General features: G+C 44.4%; 11 protein-coding genes. 8 read left to right on the top strand and 3 right to left on the bottom strand.

Features of this window, described 5'->3' with window-relative positions; translation table 11 throughout:
- Window positions 1–4 precede the first annotated feature (4 nt).
- The 3 genes from M3085_RS00560 to M3085_RS00570 are packed head-to-tail and all read right to left on the bottom strand — an operon-like array spanning window position 5 to window position 5,063.
- Window positions 5–1,174, bottom strand: coding sequence for a glycoside hydrolase family 76 protein (locus M3085_RS00560; protein ID WP_178255800.1), 1,170 nt, complete (start codon window positions 1,172–1,174; stop codon window positions 5–7).
- A gap of 2 nt (window positions 1,175–1,176) precedes the next feature.
- Window positions 1,177–2,976: a glycoside hydrolase family 2 protein gene (locus M3085_RS00565; protein ID WP_249052044.1), complete on the bottom strand. Its 1,800-nt coding sequence runs from the start codon at window positions 2,974–2,976 to the stop codon at window positions 1,177–1,179.
- 32 nt (window positions 2,977–3,008) lie between these two features.
- Window positions 3,009–5,063 carry a beta-L-arabinofuranosidase domain-containing protein gene (locus M3085_RS00570; protein WP_249052045.1) on the bottom strand — a complete coding sequence of 685 codons (2,055 nt, stop codon included), beginning with the start codon at window positions 5,061–5,063 and terminating at the stop codon, window positions 3,009–3,011.
- Window positions 5,064–5,232: 169 nt separating this feature from the next.
- Between M3085_RS00570 and M3085_RS00575 the strand changes: the two genes are divergently transcribed.
- The 8 genes from M3085_RS00575 to bcp all read left to right on the top strand — a co-directional run bounded on the left by M3085_RS00575 (window position 5,233) and on the right by bcp (window position 15,348).
- Window positions 5,233–6,318: a family 43 glycosylhydrolase gene (locus M3085_RS00575; protein WP_178255803.1), complete on the top strand. Its 1,086-nt coding sequence runs from the start codon at window positions 5,233–5,235 to the stop codon at window positions 6,316–6,318.
- 256 nt (window positions 6,319–6,574) lie between these two features.
- Window positions 6,575–6,697 carry a hypothetical protein gene (locus tag M3085_RS13850; RefSeq protein ID WP_262891999.1) on the top strand — a complete coding sequence of 41 codons (123 nt, stop codon included), beginning with the start codon at window positions 6,575–6,577 and terminating at the stop codon, window positions 6,695–6,697.
- Window positions 6,694–7,920: a DUF418 domain-containing protein gene (locus M3085_RS00580; protein ID WP_191710605.1), complete on the top strand. Its 1,227-nt coding sequence runs from the start codon at window positions 6,694–6,696 to the stop codon at window positions 7,918–7,920. The genes M3085_RS13850 and M3085_RS00580 overlap by 4 nt, the downstream gene beginning before the upstream one ends.
- Window positions 7,921–8,150: 230 nt before the next feature.
- A complete protein-coding gene (locus M3085_RS00585; RefSeq protein ID WP_249052046.1) occupies window positions 8,151–9,389 on the top strand; it encodes a glycoside hydrolase family 76 protein in 1,239 nt (412 codons plus the stop codon).
- 31 nt (window positions 9,390–9,420) lie between these two features.
- Window positions 9,421–11,910 (top strand): glutaminase domain-containing protein, encoded by a 2,490-nt coding sequence (locus M3085_RS00590; RefSeq protein ID WP_249052047.1) that lies wholly within the window; start codon window positions 9,421–9,423, stop codon window positions 11,908–11,910.
- A 53-nt stretch (window positions 11,911–11,963) separates the two neighbouring features.
- The gene (locus M3085_RS00595) at window positions 11,964–13,415 is read left to right on the top strand and encodes a glycoside hydrolase family 125 protein (RefSeq protein ID WP_249052048.1); all 1,452 of its coding nucleotides are present in this window, start codon (window positions 11,964–11,966) and stop codon (window positions 13,413–13,415) included.
- A gap of 262 nt (window positions 13,416–13,677) precedes the next feature.
- Entirely contained in the window at window positions 13,678–14,871 is a 1,194-nt protein-coding gene (locus tag M3085_RS00600) for a saccharopine dehydrogenase family protein (RefSeq protein ID WP_191710609.1), read from the top strand.
- Between the two features lie 27 nt (window positions 14,872–14,898).
- Window positions 14,899–15,348, top strand: coding sequence for a thioredoxin-dependent thiol peroxidase (gene bcp / locus M3085_RS00605; protein ID WP_191710610.1), 450 nt, complete (start codon window positions 14,899–14,901; stop codon window positions 15,346–15,348).
- Window positions 15,349–15,370: the final 22 nt, after the last annotated feature.

The following is a 15,370-nucleotide window of genomic DNA, read 5'->3' on the forward strand; positions in this document are numbered from 1 at the left end:
AGAGTTACAATTCGCTGATTTCTGCAAATAATTCAACCATGCAAGCGTTTTCCAGCAAACTTTTAAATTGGTTTGACTTATTTCCCGACCAGTCGTTGCTGAACAAGCCGTTGCTGTCGCGCGTCCATCTCCAAGCAAAATCGGCGTTATCTATCATCGCTTTGATGTAAGTCGGGTTATGGTCGGTTTGATAAAGAGCCTTTAAACCTCTGAACAAGATAACATTAAACCACGGACTGTCGGGATAGAATCTCATTTCTCCTTTCGGCGTTTGCTGCAAGCGGCAGAAATACTCGTAAGCCCCTTTAGCCGTTTGCTGCGCATCCTGTAAGTAAGCCTCCTTGCCTGTAATCTGGTAAAGCAGTACGCCTGCCTGAATCATTTGCCCACTGTTGTAAGTATATTTGGCATAGCCTATTTGACCTTCTAAGTTGATATTGTCCCAATAAACAAAATCCTCAGGGTCGCGCAGGTTTTTCTTGGTCCACTCGTAGGTTTCTTCAGCCTGTTTCAAATACTTTTCATCTTTTGTGAGCTTATATAACTTCAGACACAGAACCGTAGCCGGAGCATTTGAACAAGTATTTTTGGAGGTACGTTTCTGTTCACACCAATAGATTCCTCCACCCAGTTCGTCCGACCATCCAGAGTAAATATACCGATGCAGGGCGATAGCCTTGTCAAGATATTCTTGTTTGCCGGTAGCTTCGTAGTAATCGCAACAGTCTAAAGCTATCCAGTCGTTGTCATCGTAATATCGGTCATTTTTCCCTGCAAAGGTGGGGTATGATTGGTAACACGCCGGTTTCCGGGTATTGTCCCAATACAAATCAAGTCCCGGCTTGATTTGTTTATCCATAAGCTCCTTGTATTTGTCTGCTTTGGATATTTTGTACATGGAGACACAGCCCGAAACCATTGCCGAATACGGCCAAAGGAAAGATACTTCTTGCTGAGTAAGATTAGCATCGCTGTTGGCAGTATAAGTAATCTGTTGCTTGGGGTTACGAGGATAAGTTTCCATCAGCAGTCCGTATTTCGGAACCTGATATAAAGTTAATATCGTGTTCAGTAACGAATCTGCCCGCTGAAAGAAAAGATTACCTCCATACTGCCTTGCCGACAAGAGCAAGGGCAGTATGGTAAATAAGAAACAAAAAGATGCTTTTTTCATGATTATTTCAGGTTAGTGTGCGAAGAAGGAATCAGTTCGAAGATTGCCTTAATCCGTTTCATATCTAATTTGGGAGTACGGTTGTAATAATAAATACCGTTTTTTTCCTGTTCCACGTCAGTGAGTTGCGTGTAACAGAATCCCATAACGTGTTTAGCGTCTTTCAAGGCTTTTACCTGACTTTCCAAGCGAGTGTAGAACTCTTCGGGAGTTTGAGGTATGTTTCCATAGCCCCAAGAATTTTTGCGCTCTTCGGCCGACATCCATCCGATGCCTCCGAATTCGTCTACCATATAAGGTTGTCCTTCGTACACGGCCAAGAATTTTTTGTCGCGGCTGTTTCGGTAAGGTTCTTTTCCTTCTTTAAACTCCAGTTGTTCTGCCAGTTTGCTTCCATCCTGTTCATAATTATGTACACTCCAGATATCGGTCAGTATATGGTCGTCTCCGCTGGCGTCGTTGATGGGACGGGTGGGGTCGATTGACTTCGTTATATGATAAATGTCGCGTATCAGTCGCGGATAAACTCCTTCACGGCTTCCCCAAGTTTCATTAAAAGGAGTCCAAGTAACCAGCGACGGATGGTTCCGGTCTCTCGCTACCACTTCCGTCCATTCGCCGATGTAATTGCGCACCGCCAGTTCGTCATTGATATCCATCACCCAGCTTGCACTCTCTCCCCATGTAAGATAACCCAATTTGTCAGCCCAATAATAATAACGTTCTTCGAAAACTTTCTGGTGGAGTCTTGCCCCGTTAAATCCGGCTTCCTTTCCCAGTACGATGTCGTTTTTCAAAGCCTCGTCTGAAGGAGCTGTCCATACTCCGTCGGGATAATATCCTTGATCGAGTACCAAACGTTGGAAATAAGGCTCGTTGTTCAGATAAAAGATGCCATCGGCAGTATGTACTTTGCGCATACCCGCATACGATTTCACCTCATCAATGATGTTTCCCTGCTGGTCTTTTACCTGATAAACCAAGTCGTATAAGAACGGATTCTCAGGACTCCATAACTTCATATTCTTGACAGGAAGTATGATGGTACTGCTGTTTGAGCAGGTAACGCTTTTTTTTGCTACTGTCTTATCGCCGTCTTTTAGCACGATTTCCAGCGTATTGTTAGACTCTTGATAAAATTCCGGAGTAATAATCAGTTGTTTTTGGTCAATGTCGGGGCGTACTACCGCTGTTTTTAATCCTTTCTTGTCAACAGCTTCCATCCAAACCGTTTGCCAGATACCGGTAACGCGGGTGTAGGAGCATCCTCCCGAATAAAAGTTGGTACATTGTTTCCCGCCGGTCTGTTTACCCGAACGCAGGTCATCTTTTACCTGAAGCACCAAGTTATGTGTTTGTCCGCTTTTCACGAATCGGGTGATATCTGCCGAGAATGAAGACGAACCGCCCCAATGCGACTGTACAAACTTTCCATCGATATAAATTTCAGTATAATAGTCTACCGCTCCAAAGTTAAGCAATATCTTTTTCCCACTCCAGTCGGCAGGGATTGACAGTTTGCGTTGATACCACAGACAGTTGATAAAATCGGTATGCGCTACTCCCGACAGTTTGCTTTCCGGACAGAACGGAACAGTAATTTGCTGGCTCAGTTGTTCGGCCTTTTGTAGCGAGCGGTCTTTACCCGATTCTCCGAAATCGAACTCAAAGTTCCATGTCCCGTTTAAGTTTACCCATTGGCTGCGTTCGAATTGCGGACGTGGATATTCAGGACGCGGCTGCGGATTGGCAAATCCGTTCAAGCAAATTAATGCGAATAAAGTTGTTAATAGTTTCTTCATGATAGAATTGTAATAATAAATAGGTTAATGAATTATTCGTAAGTGTTAGGGAACGCGCTGATTCGGAGTCGGGCAGCTCCCATCGGTATTAAGGTGATTTCTTCTTTTTCCCTTTTGGGAGCATCGGCTTCGGGCAGTTCATGGCAAAGTCCGTATTGGTCTACCTTCCAGCTTGGAATCTGTCGTCCTACGGTTTTGATTTCAAGAGGAACGCTTTCTTGCGTGAAGGGGAAATTGTCGGCAGGCCATTGTTTTTTGATTACTTTGAAATCTTTCAGCGCATTGTCTTTGTTTAATACCAATGAGTAATTCCACGGCGAGTCGGGATAGATTTCATACGTAGGCCATTGGCTTGCATCGGCATCTTTTTGCCATTGTGAGTCGCCGATTGCAGTTTCTTTACTGTCGCTCTTTACATATTTCTCTCGTATTTTTAACGACATGGTGAGCGGTCCATAGTTTACGCTTACGCTGTTCTTGTTTACTTGCCATGTACGCAAACTGAGTTGCATGGGTAACGTCAGTTCCACTTTATCGTCGTTTTTCCAAGTGCGGCGGATACAAGCATATTGTCCGCTGGTAACAGGAGTCGTAACTTTCTGTCCGTTGATATGGATTTGTGCTTGGTTTGCCCAAGTAGGAATACGCAAGTAAAGCGGGAATTCCACTTCCTTGTCTGTTTGAACAGTCAACCGGATGACTTCATCAAACGGATAGTTCGTTTCTTCATGAATAGCGATTTGCTGTCCGTCTCCTACTTTCATGGTCGCTTTGCAAGAAGCATACAGAGCTAAAGCTGCTCCGTTATCGGGAGTAGCCAATACCAGATGCTCGGTATAGTAAGGCCATCCTTGTGCATGGTTATGTTGGCAGCAGCGGCTGCTGAAAGGGTTCATGGCAAGGAAAGGTCCGGAGTTATCAATGCCCGGATGATGGTTTTTCGAATCGCTTATCACATGATTCGGGCAGGTGATGTAACGCAACGCCTTAAAATCAGGCATGGTTGCTGCCGGATAAGTATTGAATGCTACATCTTCACAATGTTCAGCCCAAAAAGGATCACCCGTCATGCGGAGCATGATTTCATCCGAAGCCATTTGTTCCACCATTCCGCAAGTTTCTACGCCCTGCCGGGGGTCGATATAGCCCATGCGACAATTTTCATCAGAGCCGAACATACCTCCCGGCACTTGTCCGAACGTGCGTCTGATCAGATGATGTACATTGTATGAAGCAGCTAATAAAGCAGAATCTTTATCAAGCATGTAGTAAGTGGCGGGTTCGCGGAAACATTGCGCAACGTTCACGTTATGCCAGTTGGGTAACGTAGAAGATCTTGTCCAATCGGCAGTGTTGCGATGTATCTTCTCAGCTAACTCTAACAAGAAAGATTCACCGGTTTTATTGTATAACCAATATACGCTAAGTAAATTATCTCCACCGCGGCTATTTTCCCAGTAATCCTCTAAAAATTTATCGTCAGGCAAACTTAACTCCCATTTGAAGAAATTGGTCATTAAAGTTAGCACGCGCGAATCGTTGGTATATTCATAATAAGATTGCAGACACCATAACATAATCATTTGCGCCCAGAGTTCAGGCTTATCGCCTTTCATGTTTATCGGACCAAACGATCCGTCGGGACGCTGGCTGTTTATGGCTGCTTCAATCCATGTTTTAGCTTCGTTTATCATGTTCTCATCGCCTAAGATGTAAGCCAGATTTCCGTAGCCTTTCAACCAATACGGAACTTCTTCCCATCCATGATCGCCTCCATTGGTGAGCCAAGCATTGTTTTCCTTTTCCAGCCATGCACTGATTTCGTTTAAGTGACCGGTCAGTCCGTCTCGTTGCAGTTCCAAATACTTTCTTAACCATCCTTCCGGCTTGATACTTCCTACCGGAAGTTTTAAGAAATGCGACGGTTGCAGTGGAGAACGATTATTCGCATAGTTTGGATTCTGTTCCATTCTGTCTGGTCGGTCTGTCATGGTTACACTAAACTCTGTAGATGTATGGTTACATGAACAACACATTGACAGTGCCGCACAAAACAGCATTCCTTTTACTTTACTGATGTTTTTCATGATAATATGTTTTTTTGATGTTTTAATCTACATACAAAGGTTGCCATTTATTTTTTCTTTTGTGGATAGGTTTTGTCAAATAAAAGATAAAAACTGACCATTTCTTCTTGAATTGTTGGTTGAAATGTATAATTTTGGCTGCATGTTACATACCCAACGAAATATTGTTATGAAATTAGTTTGTTACGTGCCTTTGTTTATTCTTATGTGTATGATGGGTGCCTGTCGGAATAATCCGAATGCCGAAAGCGGCAAAACGGTGTCAACCTTTACCAATCCTTTGTTTGGTACAGGAAGTTCTCCCAGTGCTATTTTTTATAAAGGGAAATATTATTATACGCATGAAACCAACGATATGATTTGGGTGTGGGAGACAGAAGATATTACAGATATGCAACATGCTATTTATAAAGAAGTGTGGCGTTCTGCCGACCCTAACAATAAATATAATTTGTGGGCGCCGGAGATTCATCGGATAAATGACAAATGGTACATCTATTATGCTGCCGATAATGGCAATACGGATAATCATCAGATTTATGTATTAGAGAATGAGGCTGCAACTCCATTGGAAGGAACATTTAAACTGAAAGGAGCGATTATGACGAATCCGGATTGGAATTGGGGGATTCATGCTTCAACTTTTGTTCATAAAGGAGTTCAATACTTGATTTGGTCGGGCTGGCCTCAAAGACGTATCATGGAAGAAACCCAATGCATTTATATCGCTCGGATGAAAAATCCGTGGACACTGGATACCAAGCGGGTTATGTTGTCGAAGCCGGAATATAGTTGGGAACGACAGTGGGTGAATCCCGACGGAAGCCGTACGGCTTATCCGATTTATGTAAACGAGGCTCCTCAGTTGTTTCATTCGCGCGACGGACAAAAGCTGATATTATACTATTCGGCAAGCGGATGTTGGTCTCCCTATTATTGCATAGGGATGCTTACTGCCGATACCGATGCTGATTTGTTGAACCCGGATTCTTGGCATAAAGACGATAAACCGGTATTTTCGCAGTCGCCTCAAGATAGTGTATTCGGTCCGGGAAGCCTTTCGTTTGTTCCTTCTCCCGATGGGAAAGAATGGTATGTACTGTATCATGCCCGTGCAATACCCAACGGCATAACCGGTGATAATGAGTCGAGAAGCATACGTATGCAAAAAATAGAATGGGATAAAAACGGGATGCCCGTATTTGGGAAGCCTGTAAAATTAGGAGTTCCCTTGCCTAAACCTTCCGGATTATAATTTGGGCTGGTGGAAATAAGCCGACATCTGATAAAAGATGCCGACTTATTTTTTTGCAATGGAACAAACCGGAGGCAACAGCCCTCAAGCGTAAGAAAAGGCAAGTTATGATGCCTGCGGGGCGTTAAATGGTGAAAAGACTGGTTGGTGAACTGTTTTTTCTGTTTTTTGAATGACTATTTCTATCATTCGTTACTTGCGTTCGTTAGTTTTGCAGCAGAGAATTAACACATTATCTTTATTAAACCTGAAAACGATGAAAAACGTATTTACCAATCACACTCATGCTGCAACGCCCGTAGCCTGTGTATCAATAAAGGATTATGCTCCGCTTTCGGAACAATCGAGTATAGAAATCTTCAACGTCGGGATGTTATGAATAATCATGTTCATCGGATTGCTCCTCCCAAACGCATTCATTCGATTGATGCGCTTAGAGGATTTGCATTGGTAGGTATTCTGTTGTGGCATTGCATGGAGCGTTTTGACCTGACTTTGGTGCCGGTAGTAGATAATCCTTTCTGGCAGCGGGTAGATACGGGAGTCTTTGATACGCTGAATTTCTTGTTTGCCGGAAAGTCGTATGCCATGTTTTCTTTGTTGTTCGGACTGAGCTTTTTCATGCAGATGGATTCTCAGGCAAGTAAGGGAGTAGATTTCAGAGGACGTTTTGTTTGGCGTATGGTGCTGTTGTTATTGTTCGGCTATATTAACGGACTGATGTATTTGGGTGAGTTCTTTGTAGTCTACGCTTTGTTAGGACTGTTTCTTATACCTTTATATAAAGTACCCACCAAGTGGCTGATAGGATTGGCTGTGTTGCTGTTCCTGCAAATTCCCGCAGTAATCAGTTTTGTTTCCTTGCTGGAGAACAACGTGCCGAACCAGCCTACCGATTTGGTGGTCGAAATGAATCGCCTTTATGAAACCTGTGCTTCTGTGTTTATTCACGGTTCGTTTGCCGATGTGATTGATTTCAATCTGTGGCGCGGACAATGGGCTAAGGTGTTGTGGGTGTTTAATAATTACCGCTATTTGCAGTTGTTGGGGTTGTTTATCATCGGTATGCTGATCGGACGTTCGGGAATCCATAAAGACGAAGTTCGGATGGTAAATTACAGCAAACTGGTTTTGCCGTATGCGTTGGCGTTTTTTGCCGTGTTCTATGCGATAGCTTATTTGCTTCCTTATTGGGGAGTAAAAGATTTTGCATTGCGGGTAGGACAGACCATGTTTAAAACATACGGTAATTTAGGGCAGATGATGGTTTACGTTTGCGGACTGATACTGTTGTATTACCGATACGGCGGACGCAAGATTTTAGATTATTTGGCTCCGGTAGGCAGAATGAGTGTAACAAACTACATGATGCAAAGTTTTGTCGGCGTTTGTGTTTTCTACGGCTTTGGGTTAAATGGGGCTGTGTCGCTGAATTATCTTGAAAGTTTTATGTTCGGTATCTTTTTCTGCATAATACAAATAGCTTATAGTAATTGGTGGATGAAACGGTTCTATTATGGACCGGTAGAGTGGCTGTGGAGAATTTGTACATGGCTCTGTCGAGTTCCGTTTAAGCGTAACACCGTAAAAGGGCTTGTTTAAGAAGCTTTATCCGGCTCGGCAGAGGGCTTGAAAACGCTACCCATAGGACGCATCAACACTATGGGTAGAACCGGTCAACGCTACCGCATGAGTTGACCAACGCTAACGGTAGCGTTTTTCGGGTATAACGGAGGAGACATTTTGCCCGCGCTTCCGTTAGCGGAAAAAATTCAATGGGTTCAATTAATGCATAGGTTTTAGTATCGATATATATAAAAACATTAGTTAGTATGAAGACAAGAAAAATATTATTGTTAATCGGATGTTGGGCCGTCGGACTTTCAGGGATGTGTGCGACGTTGCGCTATACTCATGCAGATGTATGGGAGGCTTACGAAGGTTTTAATCGTAATTACCTTGATTCCCTGAAGTATATTTATAAAACGGATACTTCTTTTCCTCGTGCCGTAGACCGTGGAAACGGAGCGGCGGCAATTTGGTGTCAGCCTATTTATTGGGATATGGCGATGAATGCATATCGTCTTGCCCGTTCGCAGAAAGACACAGAGCGCGAAAAAAAGTACAAGGCGTTAAGTCGGAAAATCTTTGAGGGAAATAAAGCTCACTATGTAGGCTTCGATTTCCATGACAATAACGAAAACACCGGCTGGTTTATCTACGATGATATTCAGTGGTGGACTATTACGCTTGCCCGTGCTTACGAATTGTTTGGCGACAAAGAATACCTGAAACTGGCCGAGGCAAGTTTCAGTCGGGTATGGAACGGTTCGAAGCGGGTAGGGGATACCGGCTCGTACGACGAGAAAAAAGGCGGCATGTTCTGGCAGTGGCAACCTATCCATAACCCGAAACCGAATGACAGCGACCGCGACGGCAAGATGGCTTGTATCAATTTCCCTACGGTGGTAGCGGCGATGACGCTTTATAAAAATGTACCCGCAGGCAGGCGCGAACCGGAGGAGGCGGATTGGAACTACCAAACCAAAGCACAGTATTTGGAAAAAGCGAAAGAAATCTATGAGTGGGGGGTAAATAACCTGTTCGACAAATCGACGGGGCGAGTGGCAGACAGCCGGCACGGAACGCATGAACCGGACTGGAAAGCCCACGTATATAATCAGGCGACTTTTATCGGAGGCTCGGTAATGCTGTATCAGGCTACGGGTGAACGCCGTTATCTGGATAACGCCATCCTTGCCGCAGACTATACGGTGAAAGACATGTCGCCTGCCGGTGTGCTTCCTTTTGAAAGCGGAATCGAGCAAGGTATTTATACGGCCATATTCGCACAATACATCGCCATGTTGGTTTACGATTGCGGACAATCGCAATACCTTCCTTTCTTGGAGCATACGATAGACTGCGGGTGGAGTAACCGCGATAAGAACCGCATCATTTGCGGAGGAAAATACGATGAGGCGGTGAGCGGAAATCAGGTGATAGACAGTTATTCGGCATCCGGCATTCCCGCTTTGATGTTGCTCTTCCCTGACAATACTGTAAAGTGAAAATCATGTATCATCAAAAAAGAATAAAAATATGAGACTGACAACATTAGTTTATGTAGCAACAGCCGCTCTGCTGGTTGGTTGCGGAGGAGGAAAACAGCAGTCGGAACAACATGCTAAAAACGAATTACGTGCTCCGGCTTATCCGTTGGTAACGATTGACCCTTACACCAGTGCGTGGTCGATGTCTAATCAATTATATGATGCTCCGGTAAAACACTGGACGGGCAAGAACTTCCCTTTACTGGGAGTTGCTAAAGTCGACGGCAAAGCATATCGTTTTATGGGAGAAGAAGAACTGGAACTATATCCGATATGTGGAACCTCCGAGCAATGTGACTGGGAAGGAAAATATACAACTGCCGAACCCGTTTCGGGTTGGGAAAAGGCCGGATTTAACGATGCTGCGTGGAAAACGGCTCCGGGAGCATTCGGAACGAAAGAAAACGAGCCTACTGCAAAAACTCAATGGGGAAGTGAATACATTTGGGTACGCCGTACGGTAAACATAACCGACGATTTGTCGAAGAAAAACTTGTATTTGGAATACTCGCACGATGATGACGTAATCATTTATGTAAATGGTATAAAGGTGGTCGAAACAGGCAATTCGGCGAAAAAGTATGTGTATGCCAAACTTCCCGAAGAAGCAGTTGCTTCGTTGAAAAAGGGAGAAAACATAATCGCTGCCTATTGCCGTAACCGTGTGGGAAATGGTTTGTTGGATTTTGGCTTGCTGGCAGAAAAAGACGATACCCGATTCTTTGCCGAGACCGCTGTACAGACTTCGGTAGACGCTCAGGCTACTCAGACTTATTATACGTTTAACTGCGGGAACGTTGACTTGAAACTGACTTTTACCGCTCCGCTGTTGATGGATGATTTAGACCTGATGACTCGTCCGGTTAACTATCTTACTTACGAAGTTCAATCGAAAGACAATCAAAAACACGATGTGGAATTGTATTTCGAAGCAGGTCCGCAATGGGCGATTGACCAACCCTATCAGAAATCGGTAAGTAAAACCGGAAATGAGAATGGTATCGTTTACGCCAGCACCGGAAGTGTTGAGCAGAACATATTGGCGAAACGGGGAGATGATTTGCGCATCGACTGGGGATATTTTTATTTTGCAGCGCCTGATGACAATCGTTTGAAGGTTGGCACCGGTGACGGAGCCTTGTTGCGTCAAAGTTTCTTGGCCGATGGTACGCTGAAAGAACAGTCGACCGACGGAATGAATAAATTGGCTATCGCTTGTAAGATGGGTAATGTCAAATCGGATACGGGATATCTGATGCTGGCTTACGATGATATTTACTCACTGCAATACTTCGGTACTAATTTGCGTCCGTATTGGAATCGTAAGAACGATCAGACTATCTTTACCCAGTTGGAAAAAGCAACGCAAGAGTATAGCACATTGATGAAACGCTGTACCGAATTTGATGCGAAACTGATAGGCGAAGCAGAACAGGCTGGAGGCAGAAAGTACGCTGAGTTATGTGCGCTGGCTTATCGGCAGGTAATGGCTGCACACAAGCTGGTTGAGTCGCCCGACGGTGAGCTGCTGTTCATGTCGAAAGAGAACTTCAGTAACGGATGTATCAATACCGTGGATTTAACTTATCCTTCTTCTCCTTTGTTTTTGGTTTATAATCCGAATTTGCTGAAAGGCATGATGAACGGTATATTCCAATATAGCGAAAATGGCAAATGGCCGAAACCTTTTGCAGCGCATGATTTGGGTACTTATCCGTTGGCAAACGGACAGGTATACGGGGGTGATATGCCGATTGAAGAAACCGGAAACATGATGATTCTGAGCGCAGCCATCGCCGTGATAGAAGAAAATCCGGACTATGCGGCTAAGCATTGGGATGTATTGACTACATGGGCAAACTATTTGGCTGAGAATGGTCTTGACCCCGAAAATCAGTTATGTACGGATGATTTTGCAGGACATTTTGCCCATAACACAAACCTGTCTATCAAAGCAATTATGGGTGTGGCTTCTTATGCGTATTTGGCAGACAAGCAAGGAATGAAAGACATTTCGAACAAGTATATGGAAAAAGCCAAAGAGATGGCGGGCGAATGGTTAAAGATGGCTGACGATGGTGACCATTACCGTCTGACATTCGACAAGCCCGGTACGTGGAGCTTGAAATATAATCTGGTATGGGATGAACTGTTAGGCTTTAATCTTTTCCCGAGAGAAGTGGTAGAAAAAGAACTGGCATATTACCAGACAAAAGAAAATAAATATGGAGTTCCGTTGGATAACCGTGAAACCTATACCAAGAATGACTGGATTATGTGGACGGCAACAATGGCGCAAGACCGTGCTACTTTCGAAAAATTCATCGCTCCTATCTATACGTTTATGAATGAAACGGTAGATCGCGTTCCCATGACCGACTGGAACTGGACGTTAGAACCTAATCAGAGAGGCTTCCAAGCACGTTCTGTTATTGGTGGTTATTGGATGAAGGTGCTAAAGGATAAATTAGGAAAATAATCGGGCGGGAAGCAATGTATTTTGTATTTTTGTCTGACTTAAAAAAGATGTATATGAAAAAGAATTTGATAACCGGAGTGTGTTTGTTATCTGCATTCGCCTGCATTTCGCAAGCGAATGCGATAACGGCAGAAACGTCTTATGTGTGTACGAATGATGCGATAAAGCAGGATAATCGTCCGGCTCCGGATAAACGTTTGTTCCATTCCGATGCCGTAGAAAAGCAAATCGAAAGAGTTTGTCGGTTGCTGACTAATACCAAATTGGCTTGGATGTTTACGAATTGTTTCCCGAATACGTTGGATACGACGGTTCATTTCCGCCATTTTGAGGATGGTCGTCCGGATACCTTTGTATATACCGGAGATATCCATGCCATGTGGTTGCGCGACTCCGGCGCTCAAGTGTGGCCTTATGTGCAGTTGGCAAACGAAGATGCTGCACTGAAAGAAATGATAGCAGGTGTTATCAACCGCCAGTGGATGTGTATCAATATTGATCCTTACGCCAATGCGTTTAATGATGGGGCTACGGGCGGAGAATGGATGAGCGACCTGACGGATATGAAACCGGAGTTACACGAACGCAAATGGGAGATTGATTCGTTATGTTACCCCTTACGTTTGGCGTATCATTATTGGAAGGTTACGGGTGACAGCTCTGTTTTTGGCGAAGACTGGCTGAAAGCGATAGCCAATATCCTGCAAACGTTTAAGGAGCAGCAGCGTAAAGACGGAACAGGTCCTTATAAGTTCCAGCGCAAAACCGAACGCGCACTGGATACGGTTCCTTGCGACGGATGGGGACGTCCGGTAAAACCGGTCGGCCTGATCGTATCCACGTTCCGTCCGTCTGACGATGCTACAAACATGCAGTTCTTGGTTCCTTCAAACTTCTTTGCCGTGTCTTCTTTGCGTAAAGCGGCAGAGATATTGCAAACAGTCAATAAAAAAGCAGACTTGGCTGCCGAATGCACAACGTTGGCAGACGAAGTGGAAACGGCATTAAAACAATATGCGGTTTATAATCATCCGAAGTACGGAAAGATTTATGCTTTCGAGGTAGATGGTTTCGGCAATCATATTTTGATGGACGATGCGAATGTACCCAGCCTGCTGGCAATGCCTTATTTGGGCGACGTAGATGTAAACGACCCGGTTTATCAGAATACCCGCCGTTTCGTGTGGAGCGAAGACAATCCTTATTTCTTCCGCGGAACAGCAGGTGAAGGTATTGGAGGACCACATATCGGGTATGACATGGTTTGGCCGATGAGTATCATGATGAAAGCCTTTACCAGTCAAAACGATGAAGAAATCAAACGTTGCATTAAAATGTTGATGGATACAGATGCCGGTACAGGATTTATGCACGAATCCTTCCACAAAGATAATCCGGCGAAGTTTACCCGGGCTTGGTTTGCATGGCAAAATACGCTCTTCGGAGAACTGATATTGAAGCTGGTGAACGAAGGTAAAGTAGATCTGTTGAACAGCATTCAGTGATACAAAAACTTAACTCATAGCGTGAAAGAAAGCATCGGCATGTTTTTATACATTTAAGCCGATGCTTTCCTTATTTTATGCGGTAGCGTTTCCGGCGGTAGTTGAAGAAGCCGCCATCTCATTCTTTCAGACTTGTAAGGTGATAAAATTCTGCAAAGTTCCGAAATACATCTTGATTTTATGCGTTCCGAATTGGGAATATTCCGTATATTTGCATACATGAACGGTGACGTTGCCGGGCATTAAAGTTTTATAGAAATCAATGAGTAAAGTATTAATCATCGGTGCAGGCGGTGTAGGAACCGTGGTTGCACACAAAGTGGCTCAGCATCCCGACGTATTTACGGAAGTGATGATTGCGAGTCGTACCCAGTCAAAATGTGATGCGATTGTGAAAGCAATCGGTAACCCTAACATTAAAACTGCTAAGGTTGATGCGGACAATGTGGACGAACTGGTGGCTTTATTCAACAGTTTTAAACCCGAAATCGTTATTAACGTAGCGCTTCCGTATCAGGATTTGACTATCATGGAGGCATGTCTGAAGGCAGGCGTGAATTACTTGGATACGGCGAATTACGAACCCAAAGACGAAGCTCACTTCGAGTACAGCTGGCAGTGGGCATACAAGCAGCGTTTCGAAGAAGCGGGACTGACTGCTATCTTGGGATGCGGATTCGACCCGGGAGTAAGCGGTATCTATACGGCTTATGCCGCCAAACATCATTTCGACGAAATTCAATATCTGGATATTGTAGACTGTAACGCCGGAAATCATCACAAAGCGTTTGCTACGAACTTCAATCCCGAAATCAATATCCGTGAGATTACCCAAAACGGCCGTTACTATGAAGACGGCAAGTGGGTAACAACGAAACCGCTGGAGTTCCACAAAGATTTGACTTATCCTAACATCGGTCCGCGCGATTCTTACCTGCTGTATCATGAAGAGTTGGAATCGCTGGTTAAGAATTTCCCAACCATCAAGCGTGCCCGTTTCTGGATGACGTTCGGTCAGGAATACCTTACCCATCTGCGTGTAATCCAAAACATCGGAATGGCAAGCATAGAGCCTATCAATTATAACGGCATGGAGATTGTTCCTTTGCAGTTCCTGAAAGCTGTGTTGCCGAATCCGCAAGACTTGGGCGAAAACTACGAGGGAGAAACTTCCATCGGTTGCCGAATCCGCGGTATCAAAGACGGAAAAGAACATACCTATTATGTATATAATAACTGTTCACATCAGGCTGCTTACCAAGAAACAGGTATGCAGGGCGTAAGCTACACCACGGGAGTTCCGGCTATGATTGGCGCCATGATGTTCCTGAAAGGACTGTGGAAGCGTCCGGGGGTATGGAACGTAGAAGAGTTCGATCCCGATCCGTTTATGGAAGAACTGAACAAGAATGGTTTGCCGTGGCATGAAGTGTTCGACGGCGACCTTGAACTGTAATCATTACTAAAGACAAGAACAAGGAGAATGAACGTAGGAGATAAAGCTCCCGAAGTATTAGGCTTGAACGAAAAAGGAGAAGAAATTCGTTTGAGCAGCTATAAAGGGAAGAAGTTGGTGTTATATTTTTATCCGAAAGACATGACTTCCGGCTGTACGGCACAGGCTTGTAACCTGCGCGATAATTATGACGAACTCCGAAAGGCAGGTTATGAGGTGGTAGGCGTAAGCATTAACGATGCAAAATCGCACCAAAAGTTTATCGAGAAAAATCAGCTTCCTTTTACCCTGATAGCCGATACCGACCAGAAGCTGGTACAGGAGTTTGGAGTATGGGGAGAAAAGAGCATGTACGGTCGTAAGTATATGGGTACGTTTCGTACCACCTTCATCATTAACGAAGAAGGGGTGATCGAACGAATCATATCGCCGAAAGAGGTAAAGACCAAAGACCATGCTGCTCAGATTTTAAAATAATCGGCGGTGGCATTGTTCGCCG

Origin of the sequence: Bacteroides caecicola, assembly GCF_023337095.1 — a bacterium.
Taxonomy (GTDB): Bacteria; Bacteroidota; Bacteroidia; order Bacteroidales; family Bacteroidaceae; genus Phocaeicola; species Phocaeicola gallinarum.

What these genes read in the sequence shown, in the direction of transcription:
- M3085_RS00560 (WP_178255800.1), bottom strand. Translation starts at nt 1,174, where the DNA reads ATGAAAAAAGCATCTTTTTGTTTCTTATTTACCATACTGCCCTTGCTC.
- M3085_RS00565 (WP_249052044.1), bottom strand. Translation starts at nt 2,976, where the DNA reads ATGAAGAAACTATTAACAACTTTATTCGCATTAATTTGCTTGAACGGA.
- M3085_RS00570 (WP_249052045.1), bottom strand. Translation starts at nt 5,063, where the DNA reads ATGAAAAACATCAGTAAAGTAAAAGGAATGCTGTTTTGTGCGGCACTG.
- M3085_RS00575 (WP_178255803.1), top strand. Translation starts at nt 5,233, where the DNA reads ATGAAATTAGTTTGTTACGTGCCTTTGTTTATTCTTATGTGTATGATG.
- M3085_RS13850 (WP_262891999.1), top strand. Translation starts at nt 6,575, where the DNA reads ATGAAAAACGTATTTACCAATCACACTCATGCTGCAACGCCCGTAGCC.
- M3085_RS00580 (WP_191710605.1), top strand. Translation starts at nt 6,694, where the DNA reads ATGAATAATCATGTTCATCGGATTGCTCCTCCCAAACGCATTCATTCG.
- M3085_RS00585 (WP_249052046.1), top strand. Translation starts at nt 8,151, where the DNA reads ATGAAGACAAGAAAAATATTATTGTTAATCGGATGTTGGGCCGTCGGA.
- M3085_RS00590 (WP_249052047.1), top strand. Translation starts at nt 9,421, where the DNA reads ATGAGACTGACAACATTAGTTTATGTAGCAACAGCCGCTCTGCTGGTT.
- M3085_RS00595 (WP_249052048.1), top strand. Translation starts at nt 11,964, where the DNA reads ATGAAAAAGAATTTGATAACCGGAGTGTGTTTGTTATCTGCATTCGCC.
- M3085_RS00600 (WP_191710609.1), top strand. Translation starts at nt 13,678, where the DNA reads ATGAGTAAAGTATTAATCATCGGTGCAGGCGGTGTAGGAACCGTGGTT.
- bcp (WP_191710610.1), top strand. Translation starts at nt 14,899, where the DNA reads ATGAACGTAGGAGATAAAGCTCCCGAAGTATTAGGCTTGAACGAAAAA.